Source organism: Rhizobium sp. CC1099, assembly GCF_029714385.1.
GTDB lineage: Bacteria > Pseudomonadota > Alphaproteobacteria > Rhizobiales > Rhizobiaceae > Rhizobium.
Genome location: NZ_CP121642.1, coordinates 253932 through 270835, shown reverse-complemented (window position 1 = coordinate 270835; position 16904 = coordinate 253932). Strand labels below are relative to the sequence as shown.

The following is a 16904-nucleotide window of genomic DNA, read 5'->3' as shown; positions in this document are numbered from 1 at the left end:
ATTATTGGAGGAGCTCGCGCTGAGATCGCATGGGTGCACTGACGCGCCCTCGCACAAGAGGTGTTTTCGGCAATTGCCCTTAAGGACGCGTGAGCTGCGCCTGTCACGGCAGAGCTGCTATAGTTCGGCGCGCCCTATCAGGATGATGCCTACCGTATGATTTTGAATAATTCTTGTTAGGGCCCCCGCGGTCGAGTGTAGCCTACGAATATCTTTTGCGACAGGGCCGAACGGTTGAGCCATCCTCACCGCGGTTTCTCGCAGGCATCATTGGCAATTAAGGCGTGCAATGCCGCCGCTATAGGTGTGCCAACGACGGCGAGATCGCGAACCGTACTCATGTGATCCCCGTCAGCAACGCGCGATGCTCGCACCTTAAGCCCTTGGGCGGCAAGAAGGTCTTTGAAGGCATTTGCCTGGGTTTTGAAGGGGTTAGTCTCCAGTTCGCCGGTCACGATAGCTACGCGCGTTGCAGTGTCGTGCTTGCGATGCATCGGCGTAAACCGTCGCACCTCCTCGTCGCTCAAGGCGATCTCGTCACGCAGGAAAGACGTCTGCAAGGGTTCGAGATCGTATAGCCCGCCAAGCAGGAAAGCAGCAATTACACCCGAGGGCTCTACCGAGCGATTGAAGAGAAAGGTCGCAAGATGTGCACCAGCGGAGTGGCCGCTGACGGAAAATCTCCCGGGCGTGGCGCCAAAGCGATCGGCGTGCGCCAGCAGGAAAGCCTTGGCTTTCAGGACCTGACCGATCAGGACCTCCATCCTCGCGATGGGCATCAACGAATAATCGACAATAGCGGCGACCGCGCCTGCGCGGGTGATGGTCTCAGCGACGCAGGAATAGTCTTCCTTGGAGAACATACGCCAATAGCCGCCATGGATGAACATGTGGATCGGCATGCCCGAACCGGCACTATTTGGCAGGAAGATATCGAGCGTCTCGCCCGACTCGCGACCGTAGGCCACGTTGGCCTCCATGGCGACGGTGCGGCGAGTGGCGCTGCTGCGGGTACGGATATCGTCGACAATATCGTCGAAATTTGCGACATGGTCACGAATGCGGAACGGATCGGCGGCCACAGGTTCCTCCTTCAGAAACTTGTCGCAATGTACTTGGCTTCCATGAACTCCGCGATCCCGTGATGCTGCCCTCCTTCACGTCCGAGGCCGCTCTGCTTGACACCCCCAAAGGGGGCGGCGGGATCGGAGACCAGTCCGCGATTGAGGGCGATCATGCCTGCCTCCACCTTCGAGGAGATGCGCATGCCACGGCCGATGTCGCGGGTATAGATGTAAGCGCAGAGGCCATGTTCCGTATCGTTGGCGGCGGCGACGACCTCTGCCTCGCTCTCGAAACGGTAGAGCGGCGCCACGGGACCGAAAATCTCCTCGTGGTTCATATCGGAGGCCGGGGAAACATCCGCAAGCACGGTCGGCGGATAGAAAAAGCCACGTCCTGCCGGTGCCCGTCCGCCGCAGAGCGCGCGCGCCCCCCGCGAAATGGCGTCCGCAACGAGCCGGTCGATCTTCTCCACCGCCTTGCGCGTGATCATCGGACCGCATTCCGTATCCGAATCCACACCTGGGCCGACCCTGAGAGCGGCCATGCGTTGGGTAAATTTTTCCGCGAAGGCGTCGTGGATACCGGACTGGACATAAATGCGGTTTGCGGCCGTGCATGCCTCGCCCGCATTGCGCATTTTCGCTACCATCAGGCCCTCGATCGCCGCGTCGAGGTCCGCATCGTCGAAAACGATGAACGGCGCGTTGCCGCCGAGTTCCATGGAACAGGAGATGACATTCTTCGCCGCTTCCGCCAGAAGCGTGCGGCCGACGCCCGTCGAGCCTGTGAAGGAGAGTTTTCGCACGCGCGGGTCGGCCAGCATGGCGGCGGTGACGGGGCCTGGCGTCGACGTTGTCAACACGTTGACGACGCCCGGCGGCACGCCAGCCTCCTCGTAGAGGGCCGCAAGCGCATAGGCCGTCAGCGGCGTCTCGCTCGCGGGCTTCAGGATGACGGTGCAGCCTGCGGCAAGGGCTGGCGCGATCTTGCGGGTCGCCATTGCGGCCGGGAAGTTCCACGGCGTGATGAGAACGCAGATGCCGATAGGCTGGTAATCGACGACGATTCGGTTCGCACCGGACGGGGCAATGCCGAACTCGCCGGAGATGCGCACCGCCTCCTCCGCGTTCCACCGGAAAAATTCCGCCGCATAGGCCACCTCGCCGCGCGCGTCGCGCAAGGCCTTCCCGTTCTCGAGCGAAATGAGTGTGGCAAGCGTTTCGGAGCGTTCCACCATAAGTTCGAAGCAGCGGCGCAGGATCTCGGAACGCTTTCGCGGCGGCGTCTCACGCCAGCCTTCTGTCGCGCTTGCAGCAGCCTCCACGGCCGCCGCCGCATCCGCGACAGTCGCATCGGGCACCGCGACAATGACGGCCTCAGTCGAGGGATCGATCACCTGAATCCGACCCTCGCCCGCGGCCGGCCGCCAGGCGCCGCCAATATAGAGGCCGTGGGAGAACGAGCGGAACCCGAAGCGATCGTGATCGGGATGCGAAGGATGCTGGTTGGCGTTCATGATGTTTTCTCAAGGTCAGAGGGCGGAAGCGGCCAGGTCGCCGTCATAGGCGGCGCGAACCAGGCCGCGCATGGCGGCCGAATCGAAGGATCGCGGATTGTTCTTGATCAGCCGGCCGATGCCGAGCGCCTGCTCAGCGGTCCAGTCAAGCCGGTCTTCCGGCAGGCCGAGCGTGGCGAGCGTCGGCGAGATGCCGATCGCGGCGAAGAGGCGCCTTACCTCGCCGATCGCCGCATCGGCAAGCGTCTCCTCGTCCTCCACGCCGTCTGGGTCGAGGCCGAGCGCCCTGCCGACAACAGCGATTTCCCCGGCGGCGACGCGGCGATTATAGGTCATCACATAGGGCAGCATGGTGGCGACCCCGAGGCCGTGCGCCGTATGGGTCACGGCACCGACCGGATATTGCACCGCATGGGCCGCAGCGGTGCCCGCCGTGCCGAAGGCGCAGCCGGCCGAAAGCGCGCCCATCATCACATCGGCGCGCGCATCGATGTCCGAGCCGTCGACGAAGGCCCTTTCCAGGCTCCGGCTGAGGAGCCGGATGGCATGAAGCGCGAACTGATCGGAGAGATCGCTCTTGCCGACGAAGACATGCTGCTGCGCGAGTTCCGCATCGCCGGGGCGGCGCATGGCCGTGAAGGCTTCGATCGCATGCGTCAGCGCATCCGCACCTGCAATCGCCGTGAGGCCCGGCGGGCAGGAGAGCGTGAGTTCCGGGTCGCAGATCGCCGCTGCTGCGATGAGATAGGGGCTCGAAATGCCGACCTTCAGCGTGCGGTCTGGATCGGAGACGACCGCGACGGGCGTGACCTCGGAGCCGGTGCCCGCAGTCGTCGGCACGGCGATCACCGGCAGGACGGGTCCAGGCACCTTGAACTCACCATAGTAATCGCCGAGCCCGCCGCCATGGGCGAGCAGCAGCGAGGCGCATTTCGCCATGTCGAGGCAACTGCCACCGCCGATGCCGATCACCATATCGGGCGCAAAGCCGCCCGTGGCCTCCACGCAACCCGCGACGGTATCGCGCGGCACGTCCGGCAGCGTCTGGTCATACACCACGACCGCGATGCCGGCAGCTTCGAGCGCGGCGATCATTTCGGCGAAGACGGGTGTCGCGGCAAAACGCGCATCCGTGCAGACGAGTGCGCGCTGGCCGGTCCTACCGGCGACACTCGCGAGCGCATGGCGCTGGCCGATGCCAAACAGGATTTCGCGCGGCAGCCTCAGGACGGCAAACAGGCTCATGATCTTTATCCTTCGAAGGCCAGTCTGCGGGAGCGGGAAAGCGCGTTGAGGTCTTCCCAAAGGCGCGGGTCGATATCGAAACCGTCGCGGCTCGCCGCCGCCCGTCGCCGGCGGGCACGATCGCCCGGCACGCGGACCGGCTCGCTGGCCTCGGCCGGCGGTGAGGCGCGCACGGCATCGAGATAGGCCGACAGCCGCGCAGGCAGTCCCGGCGCCAGACTGGGCTCGATCAATATGAAGACGTCGCCCTTGTTGCATGGCGACTGGCTGTCCAGTGTGCCGCGCACATCAGGCGCGAGCGCCGAGCCCGCAAGGGCTGCCACCAGCAGTTCCATCGCAATGCCGAGGCCGTAGCCCTTTGCGTCGCCGAAGGGCGCGATCGCGCCGGCCTTGGCACGAACCGGATCGGTCGTCGGGTAGCCCTCCGCATCGCGCGCCCATCCTTCGGGAAGGGGCCCGCCGGTCGCCGCGTGGTGATGGATCCTGCCCATCGACACGAGGCTGGTGGCGAGATCGAGCACGAGCGGCTCCTCGGCGGTCGGCACGGCGATCGCGACGGGGTTGGTGCCGAGCATGGCCCGCGTACCGCCGAAGGGATGAACCAGCGACTCGCTCGACGAGAGCGCTATGCCGACGAAACCCATCGCGGCGATGGCCTCCACATAATGCGCGAGCATGCCGAGGTGGTTCGCATTGCGCACGGCGACAAGGCCGATGCCCAGGTCGGGAATGTGGGGTGCAAGCCGCTCGATCGCCGCCATGGCGACGACAGGGCCGAAGCCTGAAGAACCCTCCACCTCCATCACCGCATCGGCCCGCCAGCGCTGCGTGCCCTTCATTTCAGGGTCAATGACACCGCGCTCGATCCGTTCGACCAGTCGCGGAAGGCGGTGCAGGCCATGCGAAGGGTGCCCCTTCATCTCGGCCGTCACCAGGACACGCGCCTGCAAGACCGCATGGTCACGCGGTGCGCCGTGCTCTTCCAGCAGGCGGGTGGCGAGCGCAAGGGCTGCCGCTTCGGAAATCCGCATATTTCCCCCTATATTAAATCGTATAGGATATAGGATTGTATTGGCCGCAGCATCGTGCTAGCGATTGAACCTGTCAAGAGGCAAGACAGCAGATGATTTTGACGAGACCCAACGAACCTTCAGCGGGCGCGACCCAGATACAGCGCGCCAACAGCCTGGCCGGCGACGTCTACGAAGCGATCTTCAACCAGCTCATGTCGTTGAAGATCGCGCCGGGTGCGCGCATCACGGTCGACAACCTGGTCAAGGCGTTCAACGTCTCCCACACCCCGATCCGCGAAGCACTCGGCCGGCTTGAAGGCGAGGGTCTCGTCGTCAAGCAGCATCTCGTTGGCTATCGTGCCGCACCCCAGATCACGCGCCACCGTTTCGACGAACTCTATGAACTCCGCTTGCTGCTTGAGCCCGCCGGCGCTGCGAAGGCGGCCCAAGCGATGAACGACGAAAGGCTCGCTATCCTGACGGAGGCCGCAGGCGTGATGACGCGTAGTGACAACAGGGACGAGCGGACGAACTATTCGACCTTCGCCCGCCAGGACGCTATCTTCCACGACCGCATCATGGAATTTGCCGGCAACGAACTGATCCGCGAGATGCTGACATTCCAGCACACGCATTTCCACATCTTCCGCCTGATGTTCCATCGTCGCGTGACCGAGGAGGCGCTCGGCGAGCATCAGACGCTGCTCGATGCTTTCGCGGCTCACGACCCCGACGCCGCGGCGAACGCAATGCGCATCCATATCGAACACTCGCGCGACCGGCTGCTGCCGGCATTCGACGAAATCTGAGCAACCCGGCAGGCAAGGACGTGCCTGTCCGACCTGACAACGAGGAGGAGAACCCATGCCAGGCAAAAAAATCCTGATGCTCACCGGCGATTTCACCGAGGAGTACGAAATCTTCGTCTACCAGCAGGCCATGGAGGCCGTCGGCCATACGGTGCACGTCGTCTGCCCCGACAAGAAAGCGGGCGACATTCTGAAGACGTCGCTGCACGACTTCGAGGGCGACCAGACCTATACGGAAAAGCTCGGACACAACGTCGTCATCAACAAGACCTTCTCGGAGGCGGAGGCGCAACTCGACGGATACCACGCCGTCTACTGCGCGGGCGGTCGCGGGCCTGAATACATTCGTACCGACAAGCGCGTTCAGACGATCGTCCGCCACTTCCATGAAACGCAGAAGCCGATCTTCACTATCTGCCACGGCGTCCAGATCCTGATCGCCGTCGATGGCGTCGTGCGCGGCAAGAAGGTGGGCGCGCTCGGCGCTTGTGAACCGGAAGTGACGCTGGCCGGCGGCACCTATGTCGATCTGTCGCCGACGGAAGCTTATGTCGATGGCACGATGGTCTCGGCCAAGGGCTGGACGGCGCTCGCCGCCTTCATCCGCGAATGCCTAAAGGTTCTCGGCACGGAAATCCATCACGCCTGAGACGACGGGACAAAAAGAAAGGCCCGGCAGGTGACATCTGCCGGACTTTTTTTGCGGTGAGGCCTGCAATCAGCCGCCGCCGCGGTTCCAGCCCCGGCCCGTGCTGCCGAACATCTCGTAGCCCGTCTCGGTGACGGCGAGCGTATCCTCGAGCTTGATGAAGCCGCGCTTCGGATGCAGCATCGTCGTCTCCACCGACAGCACCATGTTGGCCTCCAGCGGCCGGTCCGCGTCGATCCCCTCATAGGCGACCGGGTGATTGGTCATCAGGAACGGCGCCTCGTGGCTGATCAGGCCCATACCGTGACAGAAGAAATCGGTGAAGACCGCAGAAGGCGACGCCTTCAGTTCCGCCTCGGCCGCCTCGATCATCTCGCGGCCGAAAGCGCCAGCTTGAACCCTGGCAAAAGCCTTATGCTGGATCGCGTCGACCTCGGCGAGCAAATCCTCGAGTTCGTCGTCCGGCTCGCCCAGCACGCCCATGCGGCAGAGGTCGCCAATATAACCGTGATAGTTCCCGCCGGAATCGATCGACAGGACCTCGCCCTTCCCCCAGGCCTGCGGCGAGGCCGCGCGGTTGTGGCTGGAGCCGAGCGTCAGCAGGCAATATTCGAAATGGAGCCCGCGGTTCGTCTCCTCGCGCCGGAGCTGCTCGATGATCTCTGTTTTCGTCGAACCCTCCCGGGCGCCGGCGATCGTCGCGTTCATCGCTTCCGTGATGAGTTCGGAAGCGGTCCGCAGCTTGGCAAGCTCGTCCGGCGTCTTGATCGCGCGCAGGCGTTCGAGCGTATGCGTCGCATCGACGAAACGCGCGCCCTCGAGCCCTGCGACAAGCGCATCGCGGGCATCCGACGGCAGGAATGCCGGCTCGATGCCGATGCGCGTACCCGCCTTGCCGATCTTCTTCAGATGTTCGACGACAAGTGCTGCGGCATCGATCGTGCCCCAGGTCGCCGTGTGCACGGTCGGTGTCCAGAATGGATTGTTCTGGTGCTCGCCGCCTTCCATTCGGTTGCCGAGATAGGCCGCGTGGTCAGGTGCGCCCCTGTCGTAGACGACGACGGGCAGGTACCGGCTATGGCCGATGGCATCCATGGCCACAAAGAAGATGAACTTGTAGCCGCCCATCAGATACTGCGTGTTGTGCTTGGAGGTGGCGACGATGACGTCGATACCTGCCTCCTCCATGAGCCGGTCGAGCTTGGCCGTATCGAACGGCGCCACGGCGGGCCTTGTTTCCCTTGCATCGATGTTCACCGTTTTTCCTCCCAGAAATGTATGCCCGGCTTCACGAGCCCGGCGGCAGCAGGCGGAAGTCCGGCAGCTCGCGAAGCGCAAGCTCCGGCCCCGCCGGCGAATAGACGACGAAGAGCTGCATGGACTCCGCGCCGGTATTTTTCGTCGAATGGAAGCGGCTTTCCGGAACATAGACCGTGCAGCCGGGCCCGACCTTCGTCGTGATCGGATTGCCGTTCTCGTCCTCAACCATCTGCTCGCCCTCGCCGGAGATGACGAAGATGATCTCCTCTGCCCCCGGATGATTGTGGCGGGCATGGCCCTCGCCACTCGGCAGGTCGACGACACCACCGGAAAAACGGCTGGCGCCGTTGACCTCCGGCGCCACCGTCAGCGACAGCTTGCCCCAGTCGAAACCGAAGGCGCTCACATCCTTTGGATAGATGAAATACGCGTCCTTTGCCATGAAACGGCCTCCTCCGTGTCCGTCCTCAGACGACCGCGCCGATGGCGAGCGCCTTGAATTCTTCCGTCTGCTTGCGGATCGCCGCCTCTGCCGGCAGGCGCTCCATCGAGCTTGCGCCGTAAAAGCCATGGCAGCCAGGGCAACGCTCCAGGATGTAGCGCGCATCCTCAGGCATGGAAATCGGGCCGCCGTGGCAGAGCACGATGACGTCGTCGCGCACGGAGCGCGCGGCCTTGGCAATCGCCGTGATCTCATCGACGCAGTCATCGAGCGACTTGCCGGAGGTGGCGCCGATCGTGCCGCCGGTCGTCACCCCCATATGCGCCACGACGATGTCGGCGCCGGCAACCGTCATGTCGATCGCCTCGCTCTCATTGAAGACATAGGGCGTCGTCAGCAGGTCGAGCCCGTGGGCGGTGGCGATCATCTCGACCTCCAGACCGTAGCCCATGCCCGTCTCCTCGAAACTCTGTCGCATCCGGCCGTCGAAGAGGCCAATTGTGGGGAAGTTCTGCACGCCGGAAAAGCCCATTGCCTTCAGGTCGGCGAGGAAGCGCGGCATCAGCACGAAGGGGTCCGTGCCGTTGACGCCGGCAAGCACCGGCGTCGTTTTCACGACGGGAAGCACCTCGAGCGCCATGTCCTTCACGATCTCGTTGGCATTGCCATAGGCGAGCAGGCCGGCCGCCGAGCCGCGGCCCGCCATGCGGTAGCGCCCCGAATTGTAGATGATGATGAGGTCGATGCCGCCCGCCTCCTCGGCCTTGGCGGAGATGCCCGTGCCGGCGCCTCCGCCGACGATCGGCATGCCGGCTGAGATCATGCCGTGGAATTTTTCGAGGATGGTCTTGCGAGGTATGGCTGGCATTGATCTTGTCTCTCAGGGGTTGGCGATGTCACGATAGGCCGCGACGGCGGCCTCGGCGAATTGCGGGTCGTTGATATGGAGCGGCAGGCGGACGATGCGTCGCGCCGCCGTCGGTTTCACGGTCGCCTCAAGCGCGGCAAAGAGCGCGGCGTCGGCTTGCGGGTCGAAGAATGCACCGCCTTCGATGTCGAGGGCCGAGACACCCTTCTCGGGAATGAGGAAGCGTACGGGGCCGTGGCAGAGATTGAGCTTCTCGCCGATCCAGCGTCCGGTCTGCGCACATTCGGCGGGCGTCGTGCGCATCAGCGTGACGTTCGGGTTATGGCGGTAGAAGAGCCGGTCGGCATAGTGCCCCGGCACCGTCTCCGGCGCCCAGAAATTTACCATGTCCAGCGCGCCGACGGAGCCGACATAGGGCAAGCCTGTGCGAGCGATCGCGCCGAAACGGTCCGCGGTGGCAGGCAGGACGCCGCCGAGAAGCAGGTCGCAGACCTCGGTGGTCGTGATGTCGAGCACACCGGAGACGAGCCCGCTGTCGGCAAGCTTCTCCATCGTGCGTCCGCCCGTACCGGTGGCGTGGAAGACCAGGCAATCGTAGTCCGCCCTGAGGCGCTCGACCATGGCGGTTACTGCAGGTGTCGTTACCCCGAACATGGTAAGCCCGAGGGCCGGTTTCGATGCCGTCACCTCAGCGGGCCGGCTGGCCATGGCCGTGATCGCCTGGGCCGCATTGTGCAGGATGACCCTGCTCAGCCGGTTCAGGCCCGCCATGTCGGTGACCGAGGGCATCATCACGATGTCGGAAACATCGACATAGGGAGCGACATCGCCGGACGCGAGCGTCGAGACCATGATCTTTGGCAGGCCGAGCCGCAATTGGCGCATGCCTGCGGTGACGATCGAGGTGCCACCGCCTCCGCCGATACCGATGACGCCGGCAATGTCCTGGCGCTCGGCGAGGAAGCGCGAGAAGGCAATGCCCATCGCCTCGACCGCCCTGCCGCGGTCGTCGCAGGCAAGGACGGCTCCAACGCCTTCCGGATGGAAGGCCGCAACCGTCTCGGCATTTATATCGACGGCGGTCGCAGGCTGGCGCGTGCCGACATCGACGCGCACGACACCGCCGCCCGCCGTCTCGACGCAAGCGGCCAGATAGGCAAGCTCCTCGCCCTTCGTGTCGGCCGTTCCGACCACGTAGATGTGCTTCATTTCTCCTCCCCGACCAGGTGGTTTCCCACCCCGCCATATCCCACTCTTACAGCCACTCGATCGGCTCTTGCAAATTTGTGAGACTCGCGTATCATAAAGACATGCATGTCTCACGTCAACAGAACGAAACCGCCAGAACCGTCGAGCGAGGCCCGCGTGCCCGCACGCGGAAACTGATGCTCGAAACGGCAACGCGGCTCATGCAATCCGGCATCACTCCGTCGGTAAGCGAAGTCGCCGAGGCTGCCGAAGTGTCGCGCGCAACGGCCTACCGCTACTTTCCAAGCCAGGCTGCGCTCGTGCATGCGGTGGTGGACGAGGCTCTGGGGCCTATACTCGACTGGTCGTCCGACAGTCCCGATGCGCGCACCCGCGTTGCCGACCTGCTGGCGACCGCGATGCCGCGCATCGACGAGTTCGAGGCAACCTTCAAAGCGGCGCTGAAGCTTTCGCTGGACCAGTGGGCGCAGCGCCAGGCCGGCACGCTCGGCAACGAGCCGTTGTTCACGCGCGGCCACCGCGTCGATCTCCTGAAGAGCGTGACCAGGCCCCTGCAGGGCACCGTGCCGCCTGAGGCCCGGGAACGCCTTGCACAGGCACTCTCCCTTGTCTTCGGCGTCGAGGTGCTGATCGTGTTGAAGGATATCTGGGGACTTACTTCCGAAAGCGCACAGTCTGTTGCCGCATGGGCGGCCAAGGCGCTCGTTGAAGCTGCGGTACGGGAGGCGGGGAGCGAGGCATGACATTGACAACCCTCCGACCTAGAATGAAAACTGGTTCGACCAGTTTGATGAATATCTTTTTGTGTTGTTATCCGGATCGGCCACCATCAATCAGACTGCCCGACAAGACGACATCCAGAAATGCGAGATTATCGGTGCGATCTAGAGACTTTGAAGGCGAGTCACGGGCGGAAGCTCCGCCGAAAGTTGCTCTTGACGATAATTATATTTGGTACTACCAGATGAAGGAACCAGCATTCAGGCTAGCGATCTGAAACGGGGGCAAGGGTCGGGGAGGCCCCACCAGAGCGAACAACCACCCATGAGGATCGGAAAGTCGGATCGGAAGGCCTGCAACGAAGCGGGAAGCGTGCATAAATGGGAGGAAACGTTATGCGCAAAACTATGACCGGTCTCTTGGCCGGTGTCGGCTTGATGTGGGCCTGCGGAACGTCCGCACAAGCCCAGGAACTGACGATCTTCTGGGCCGAGTGGGACCCGGCAAACTACCTTCAGGAGCTCGTGAACGAATACGAGGCTGAAACCGGCGTGAAGGTCACTGTCGAGACCACGCCGTGGGCCGATTTCCAGACCAAGGCCTTCACCGAGTTCAACGCCAAGGGCTCGGCCTACGACATGGTCGTCGGCGACAGCCAGTGGATCGGTGCTGCGTCCGAAGCCGGGCACTATGTCGATCTCACCGACTTCTTCAACAAGCACAAGCTCAACGAAGTCATGGCGCCGGCAACGGTGAAATACTACGCCGAATATCCCTCGAACTCCGGAAAGTACTGGTCGATCCCGGCTGAAGGCGATGCCGTCGGCTGGTCCTACCGCAAGGACTGGTTCGAGGACCCCAAGGAGAAGGAGGCCTTCAAGGCCAAATACGGCTACGACCTCGCCCCGCCCAAGACATGGGCCGAGATGCGTGACATCGCCGAATTCTTCCACCGTCCGAACGAAAAGCGCTACGGCATCGCGATCTACACCGACAACTCCTATGACGGCCTCGTGATGGGCGTCGAGAACGCGATCTTCTCCTATGGCGGCGAGCTCGGCGATTATCAGAACTACAAGGTCGACGGCATCATCAATTCGGAGAAGAACGTCAAGGCGCTCGAAATGTATCGCGAGCTCTACGGCTTCACGCCTCCCGGCTGGGCCAAGACCTTTTTCGTCGAGAACAACCAGGCGATCACCGAGAATCTGACGGCGATGAGCATGAACTACTTCGCCTTCTTCCCGGCGCTGGTCAACGAGGCGTCCAACCCGAACGCCAAGGTCACCGGCTTCTTCGCCAACCCGGCAGGTCCGGGCGGCGAACAGTTCGCAGCGCTCGGCGGCCAGGGTATCTCGGTCGTTTCATACTCGGACAACCAGGAAGAGGCGATGAAATTCCTGGAATGGTTCATCAAGGACGAGACCCAGAAGCGCTGGGCCGAACTGGGCGGCTACACGGCAAGCGCCAAAGTGCTTGAATCGCCGGAATTCCAGAATGCGACACCCTATAACAAGGCCTTCTACGAGACCATGTTCAAGGTGAAGGACTTCTGGGCGACGCCTGAATATGCCGAACTGCTGATCCAGATGAACCAGCGCATCTATCCCTTCGTCACCGCCGGCGAGGGCACGGCGAAGGAAACGCTCGACGCGCTTGCCAAGGACTGGAACACAACCTTCAAGAAGTATGGCCGTCACTAGGCCTTGATACAGCACGGGAGGGTGCGTAGCTCCCTCCCGTTTTTCTGCACCCGAGAACCAAACGACGCATGGCACTTGTCATGCTCAGGTAATGCGCAACCGGATGCCATCACTGCGTCCAGCGCTGGGCTCTTTGAGGAGGAGCACATTGGCAACCGTCGTCATGACATCCCTGGACGCGAAATCGCGTGCCGCCTCGCGCGGCATGAGCGATATTAGTATCCGCAACCTGTTCATCATCCCGACGATCCTCTTTCTGATCGTCTTCAACATCTTTCCGCTGATCTATTCGCTCGGCTATTCCTTTACCGACTTCCGCGCCTCGTCAAACGCGCGGGCCAATTTCGTCGGCCTGCAGAACTACCGCGAGCTGCTCAACGATACCTTCATCTGGTCGAATTTCGCCATCACCGCAAAGTATGTGATCGTCTCTGTGACAGGGCAGGTGATCGTCGGCTTCGGCACCGCAATGCTGCTCAACCGCGACATTCCGCTGAAGGGTCTGCTCACCACGCTGCTCCTGCTGCCGATGATGCTGTCGATGGCGGTGGTGGGCCTCTTCTGGAAGCTGCTCTACGATCCGTCCTTCGGCATCATCAACTACGCGCTCGGACTCGGCTCCTTTGAATGGCTGTCGAACCCCGACATGGCGCTCTACGCCGTGGCGATCACCGACATCTGGATGTGGTCGCCCTTCGTGATGCTGCTTTCGCTCGCCGGCCTTTCTGCCGTGCCGAAGCATCTTTACGAGGCGGCGGCTATCGACCGGGCGGGGCCGTTCTACACCTTCTTCCGCATCACGCTGCCGCTGGTGGCGCCGATCCTGATGATCGCGATCATCTTCCGTACCATGGAAGCCTTCAAGACCTTCGACCTCGCCTACATCCTGACGAGCCAACCGACGACCGAGGTGATCTCGATCCGGCTCTACAAGATGGCCTTTCAGGAATGGCAGACAGGGCGCTCCTGCGCGCTCGCCTACATCGTGCTCATCATGGTGCTCGCCATCACCAACATCTACGTCAAGTATCTCAACAAGGTGAAGGAGCGCTGAGATGGCTGCCGTCCAAACCCGCTCCGAACGCGCGCTGAACCGGGTGGCGATCGCCGCCGTGCTGGTCATCACGCTGATCTTCCTGGCGCCGATCTACTGGATCACCTCGACGGCCTTCAAGCCGCGCAACCTCGCCACCACCATTCCGCCGACCGTGCTCTTCGAGCCGGAAATCTCGCCCTTCGTGAAGCTCTTCACCAAGCGCTCGCAACTGCGCGGAGCGCCGACTCCTGAAGAATATGCCGCCGCCCCCTGGTGGGAGCGCATGGTGTTCGACGGGGGCGAGAAGATCGTCCGCTCCGGGCGCGGCGAAATCCAGCCGTCCGGCTATCCGAACCGCTTCATGAACTCGCTGATCGTCGCCATCACGTCCACGGTGCTGGCCGTCGGCATGGGGACCTTCACGGCCTACGGCTTCTCGCGCTTCAAGGTGAAGGGAGAAGCGGACCTTCTCTTCTTTATCCTGTCGACCCGCATGCTGCCGCCCGTCGTCGTCGCCATCCCGATGTTCCTCATGTACCGCGTCGTCGGCCTCAACGACACGCACTGGGGCCTCATCATACTCTACACGGCCTTCAACCTCTCCTTCTCCGTCTGGCTCATGAAGGGCTTCATCGACGAGATCCCGAAGGAATATGAGGAGGCGGCACTCGTCGACGGCTACACCCGCATGCAGGCCTTCTTCAAGATCGTGATCCCGGAAGCCGCGACAGGCATCGCCGCCACCGCCGTCTTCTGCTTCATCACGGCCTGGAACGAATATGCATTCGCGCTGATCATGACGAACCGGCGCGCGCAGACCGCACCGCCCTTCATCCCGAGCCAGGTCGGCTCGGGCCTGCCGGACTGGACGGTGATTGCGGCCGGCACATTCCTGTTCCTGCTGCCGGTCGCCATCTTCACCTTCCTGCTCAGGAACCATCTCCTGCGCGGCATGAGCTTCGGAGCGATCCGCAAATGACCTTCCGCACCCTGAGCCAGAAATATCTCGAGCCCGGTTCGCAGTACCTGATGATCTTCGGCATCATCGCGCTTTGCCAGCCCTGGTACCTGTTTCTCCACCGTTACGGCTTGACGATGACACTCGTCGGGCTGATCGCCTTCATGGTGACGACCAAAATCCCGCGGGACGAGCAACGAGACGAAGGCAGCCATTCATGACGCAGATCGAACTTCGCGGCATCCAGAAATATTTTGGTGCCGTCCAGGTCATCAAGAACCTCAATCTCGCCATCGCCGACAACGAATTCATCGTGCTGCTCGGACAATCCGGCTGCGGCAAGACGACAACGTTGCGCGCCGTCGCGGGCCTGGAGACCATCGACGAAGGCGACATCCTGATCAACGGCCAGCCGGTGCAGCACATGAAGGCGTCGGACCGGGACATCGCCATGGTATTCCAGTCCTTCTCACTCTATCCGCACATGACGGTCTACGAAAACATCGCCTTTCCGCTGCGCGCGACGCGCATGAGCAAGGGCGACATTGAGACGGCGGTGCGCGAGATCGCGCGCGTGCTGCGCATTACCGAGTTTCTCGGCCGCAAGCCCTCGGCGCTTTCGGGCGGCGACATGCAACGCGTGGCGATCGGCCGGGCACTCGTGCGCCGCCCAAAGGCCATGCTGATGGACGAGCCGATCGGCGCGCTTGACGCAAAACTGCGCGAGGAGATGCGCGCCGAAATCAAGCGCCTGCATATCAAGCAGGGCTCGACCACCATCTACGTGACCCACGATCAGGTCGAGGCCATGTCGCTCGCCGACCGCATCGTCATCATGCACGAGGGCATTCTCCAGCAGGTCGGAAGCCCGTCCGAGGTCTATGCCTATCCGGCGAACATGTTCGTCGCGCAATTCGTCGGCAGCCCCGTCATGAACATGGCGCAGGCGACCGTCAGCGAAACGGGCGGCCATGCCAGCGTGCAGGTCAGCGGTGGGGCAAAGGGCTTCGAGTTCCCCGCCGTCCTTGCCAACCGCCTCTCTGACGCGAAGGCCGAGAACGGCAAGCTGACGCTCGGCGTCCGGCCAGAGGGGGTACTCATCTCGCGCGAGGCCCGCGAGGGCTTCATGCAAGTCGAGGCGCATATCATCGAACCGCTCGGCTCGCACGACATCGTCGACCTGAAGGTCGGCGACCAGATGATCAGGGCCCGCACCAAGAGCGGATTCGTCCCCGGTCCGGGCGAAGCCGTCTGGGCACGCATCGACCCCGACCAGGCGCATTTCTTCAACACGGCGACCGGCTCGTCGCTCGGGATCAGACTCTGATGGCCCATATCGAACTCAAGGGTATCACCAAAACCTTCGGCAACCACGCGGCGCTGAAAAACCTGAACATCGAAATCGCTGACGGCGAGTTCTTCGTGCTGCTCGGCCAGACCGGTGCCGGCAAGACGACGACGCTGCGCCTGATCGCCGCTCTGGAAAAGCCGACGGCAGGGCAGATCCTCATCGACGGGCAGGACGTCGCCGACTGGGGTGCCGCCGAGCGCGACGTGGCCCTGGTGCTCCAGCAATATTCGCTCTATCCGCGCTATACGGTGCGGGAGAACCTGGAATTTCCACTGAAATCTCCCATCCGCCGCGTCGAACCTGCAGAGATCAAGGAACGCGTCGACCGGGTCGCCAAAACCCTGCGCATCGAGCACCTGCTCGACCGCAAGACGGACCGGCTGTCGGGCGGCGAGATGCAGCGCGTCTCGATCGGCCGAGCCATCGTACGCAAGCCGCGCGTCTTCCTGATGGACGAACCGCTTTCGGCGCTCGACGCCAAACTGCGCGAGGCGCTGCGCACCGAGCTGAAAAACCTGCAGATGAACCTAGGCGCGACCTTCCTGTTCGTCACACACGACCAGATCGAGGCCATGTCGATGGGCGACAAGATCGGCGTGCTGAACAACGGCCATCTCGTGCAGACGGGCACACCGCATGAAATCTACAACAACCCGGTCAACACCTTCGTCGCCCGCGCGGTCGGCTCGCCGCCGATGAACCTGATCGGCGGCACGCTTGAAGGCGGCGAGGCCGTGGCCACCGAGGGCTACCGGCTGCCGCTCGGCAACGGGCACGGGATTGCGACGGACGGTCGCCCGCTCACCTTCGGCATCCGCCCCGAGGACCTCTTCCTCGACAGCGGTGCGCCGGGGCAAGCACGGGTGCACGACGTGGAGAACCATGGCGTCGAAAAGATCGTGACGCTGCGAACCGGCAACGGGGAGCTGTTGCAGGCAACCGTGCCGGCCCGCACCGAGCTGGAGATCGACGAGTCCGTGCGCTTCTCTTGGAATCCTGAAAAGGTCGTGCTTTTCGACGGCAACAGCGGTATGAGCCTGCGGTACGCGAGCTGACCTGA

Annotated in this window: 17 protein-coding genes; 9 read left to right on the top strand and 8 right to left on the bottom strand. The window is 63.0% G+C overall.

The annotated features are described in order from the left end of the window. Positions 1 to 245 precede the first annotated feature (245 nt). The 4 genes from QA644_RS22505 to QA644_RS22490 are packed head-to-tail and all read right to left on the bottom strand — an operon-like array spanning position 246 to position 4857. A complete protein-coding gene (locus QA644_RS22505; protein WP_283073413.1) occupies positions 246 to 1082 on the bottom strand; it encodes an alpha/beta hydrolase in 837 nt (278 codons plus the stop codon). 11 nt (positions 1083 to 1093) lie between these two features. Then, a complete protein-coding gene (locus QA644_RS22500) occupies positions 1094 to 2581 on the bottom strand; it encodes an NAD-dependent succinate-semialdehyde dehydrogenase (RefSeq protein WP_283073412.1) in 1488 nt (495 codons plus the stop codon). Between the two features lie 15 nt (positions 2582 to 2596). Further along, positions 2597 to 3826 carry an iron-containing alcohol dehydrogenase gene (locus tag QA644_RS22495; protein ID WP_283073411.1) on the bottom strand — a complete coding sequence of 410 codons (1230 nt, stop codon included), beginning with the start codon at positions 3824 to 3826 and terminating at the stop codon, positions 2597 to 2599. Between the two features lie 5 nt (positions 3827 to 3831). Next, entirely contained in the window at positions 3832 to 4857 is a 1026-nt protein-coding gene (locus QA644_RS22490) for an Ldh family oxidoreductase (protein WP_283073410.1), read from the bottom strand. 92 nt (positions 4858 to 4949) lie between these two features. Between QA644_RS22490 and QA644_RS22485 the strand changes: the two genes are divergently transcribed. Then, positions 4950 to 5648, top strand: coding sequence for a GntR family transcriptional regulator (locus tag QA644_RS22485; RefSeq protein ID WP_239601512.1), 699 nt, complete (start codon positions 4950 to 4952; stop codon positions 5646 to 5648). A 55-nt stretch (positions 5649 to 5703) separates the two neighbouring features. Then, complete coding sequence (locus QA644_RS22480) at positions 5704 to 6297, top strand: DJ-1/PfpI family protein (protein WP_074071284.1); 594 nt, start codon at positions 5704 to 5706, stop codon at positions 6295 to 6297. Positions 6298 to 6366: 69 nt separating this feature from the next. Here the strand turns inward: QA644_RS22480 and QA644_RS22475 are convergent, their stop codons facing one another. From QA644_RS22475 to QA644_RS22460, 4 genes are read right to left on the bottom strand one after another with little or no spacing between them, the layout of a single operon-like run. Further along, the gene (locus QA644_RS22475) at positions 6367 to 7554 is read right to left on the bottom strand and encodes a Xaa-Pro peptidase family protein (RefSeq protein ID WP_283073409.1); all 1188 of its coding nucleotides are present in this window, start codon (positions 7552 to 7554) and stop codon (positions 6367 to 6369) included. Positions 7555 to 7585: 31 nt separating this feature from the next. Further along, the gene (locus QA644_RS22470) at positions 7586 to 7999 is read right to left on the bottom strand and encodes a cupin domain-containing protein (protein WP_283073408.1); all 414 of its coding nucleotides are present in this window, start codon (positions 7997 to 7999) and stop codon (positions 7586 to 7588) included. A 25-nt stretch (positions 8000 to 8024) separates the two neighbouring features. Beyond that, positions 8025 to 8867, bottom strand: a complete 843-nt coding sequence (locus tag QA644_RS22465) for a phosphoenolpyruvate hydrolase family protein (protein WP_283073407.1) — start codon at positions 8865 to 8867, stop codon at positions 8025 to 8027. Between the two features lie 12 nt (positions 8868 to 8879). Beyond that, positions 8880 to 10076: a Tm-1-like ATP-binding domain-containing protein gene (locus tag QA644_RS22460; RefSeq protein ID WP_283073406.1), complete on the bottom strand. Its 1197-nt coding sequence runs from the start codon at positions 10074 to 10076 to the stop codon at positions 8880 to 8882. Between the two features lie 101 nt (positions 10077 to 10177). Between QA644_RS22460 and QA644_RS22455 the strand changes: the two genes are divergently transcribed. From QA644_RS22455 to QA644_RS22425, 7 genes are all read left to right on the top strand, one after another. Continuing rightward, a complete protein-coding gene (locus tag QA644_RS22455; protein WP_074071280.1) occupies positions 10178 to 10819 on the top strand; it encodes a TetR/AcrR family transcriptional regulator in 642 nt (213 codons plus the stop codon). 372 nt (positions 10820 to 11191) lie between these two features. Further along, positions 11192 to 12499 (top strand): sugar ABC transporter substrate-binding protein, encoded by a 1308-nt coding sequence (locus QA644_RS22450; RefSeq protein ID WP_283073405.1) that lies wholly within the window; start codon positions 11192 to 11194, stop codon positions 12497 to 12499. A gap of 148 nt (positions 12500 to 12647) precedes the next feature. Beyond that, positions 12648 to 13553 carry a sugar ABC transporter permease gene (locus tag QA644_RS22445; RefSeq protein WP_022713860.1) on the top strand — a complete coding sequence of 302 codons (906 nt, stop codon included), beginning with the start codon at positions 12648 to 12650 and terminating at the stop codon, positions 13551 to 13553. Between the two features lies 1 nt (position 13554). Continuing rightward, entirely contained in the window at positions 13555 to 14514 is a 960-nt protein-coding gene (locus QA644_RS22440; protein WP_022713859.1) for a carbohydrate ABC transporter permease, read from the top strand. After that, positions 14511 to 14714 carry a hypothetical protein gene (locus QA644_RS22435; protein WP_283073404.1) on the top strand — a complete coding sequence of 68 codons (204 nt, stop codon included), beginning with the start codon at positions 14511 to 14513 and terminating at the stop codon, positions 14712 to 14714. Before QA644_RS22440 ends, QA644_RS22435 begins: the two co-directional genes overlap by 4 nt. Next, positions 14711 to 15820, top strand: a complete 1110-nt coding sequence (locus tag QA644_RS22430) for an ABC transporter ATP-binding protein (RefSeq protein ID WP_283073403.1) — start codon at positions 14711 to 14713, stop codon at positions 15818 to 15820. Before QA644_RS22435 ends, QA644_RS22430 begins: the two co-directional genes overlap by 4 nt. Continuing rightward, complete coding sequence (locus QA644_RS22425) at positions 15820 to 16899, top strand: ABC transporter ATP-binding protein (protein WP_283073402.1); 1080 nt, start codon at positions 15820 to 15822, stop codon at positions 16897 to 16899. The genes QA644_RS22430 and QA644_RS22425 overlap by 1 nt, the downstream gene beginning before the upstream one ends. The last annotated feature ends 5 nt before the right edge of the window (positions 16900 to 16904 follow it).

What these genes read in the sequence shown, in the direction of transcription:
- QA644_RS22500 (WP_283073412.1), bottom strand. Translation starts at nt 2,581, where the DNA reads ATGAACGCCAACCAGCATCCTTCGCATCCCGATCACGATCGCTTCGGG.
- QA644_RS22495 (WP_283073411.1), bottom strand. Translation starts at nt 3,826, where the DNA reads ATGAGCCTGTTTGCCGTCCTGAGGCTGCCGCGCGAAATCCTGTTTGGC.
- QA644_RS22490 (WP_283073410.1), bottom strand. Translation starts at nt 4,857, where the DNA reads ATGCGGATTTCCGAAGCGGCAGCCCTTGCGCTCGCCACCCGCCTGCTG.
- QA644_RS22485 (WP_239601512.1), top strand. Translation starts at nt 4,950, where the DNA reads ATGATTTTGACGAGACCCAACGAACCTTCAGCGGGCGCGACCCAGATA.
- QA644_RS22480 (WP_074071284.1), top strand. Translation starts at nt 5,704, where the DNA reads ATGCCAGGCAAAAAAATCCTGATGCTCACCGGCGATTTCACCGAGGAG.
- QA644_RS22470 (WP_283073408.1), bottom strand. Translation starts at nt 7,999, where the DNA reads ATGGCAAAGGACGCGTATTTCATCTATCCAAAGGATGTGAGCGCCTTC.
- QA644_RS22465 (WP_283073407.1), bottom strand. Translation starts at nt 8,867, where the DNA reads ATGCCAGCCATACCTCGCAAGACCATCCTCGAAAAATTCCACGGCATG.
- QA644_RS22460 (WP_283073406.1), bottom strand. Translation starts at nt 10,076, where the DNA reads ATGAAGCACATCTACGTGGTCGGAACGGCCGACACGAAGGGCGAGGAG.
- QA644_RS22455 (WP_074071280.1), top strand. Translation starts at nt 10,178, where the DNA reads ATGCATGTCTCACGTCAACAGAACGAAACCGCCAGAACCGTCGAGCGA.
- QA644_RS22450 (WP_283073405.1), top strand. Translation starts at nt 11,192, where the DNA reads ATGCGCAAAACTATGACCGGTCTCTTGGCCGGTGTCGGCTTGATGTGG.
- QA644_RS22440 (WP_022713859.1), top strand. Translation starts at nt 13,555, where the DNA reads ATGGCTGCCGTCCAAACCCGCTCCGAACGCGCGCTGAACCGGGTGGCG.
- QA644_RS22435 (WP_283073404.1), top strand. Translation starts at nt 14,511, where the DNA reads ATGACCTTCCGCACCCTGAGCCAGAAATATCTCGAGCCCGGTTCGCAG.
- QA644_RS22430 (WP_283073403.1), top strand. Translation starts at nt 14,711, where the DNA reads ATGACGCAGATCGAACTTCGCGGCATCCAGAAATATTTTGGTGCCGTC.
- QA644_RS22425 (WP_283073402.1), top strand. Translation starts at nt 15,820, where the DNA reads ATGGCCCATATCGAACTCAAGGGTATCACCAAAACCTTCGGCAACCAC.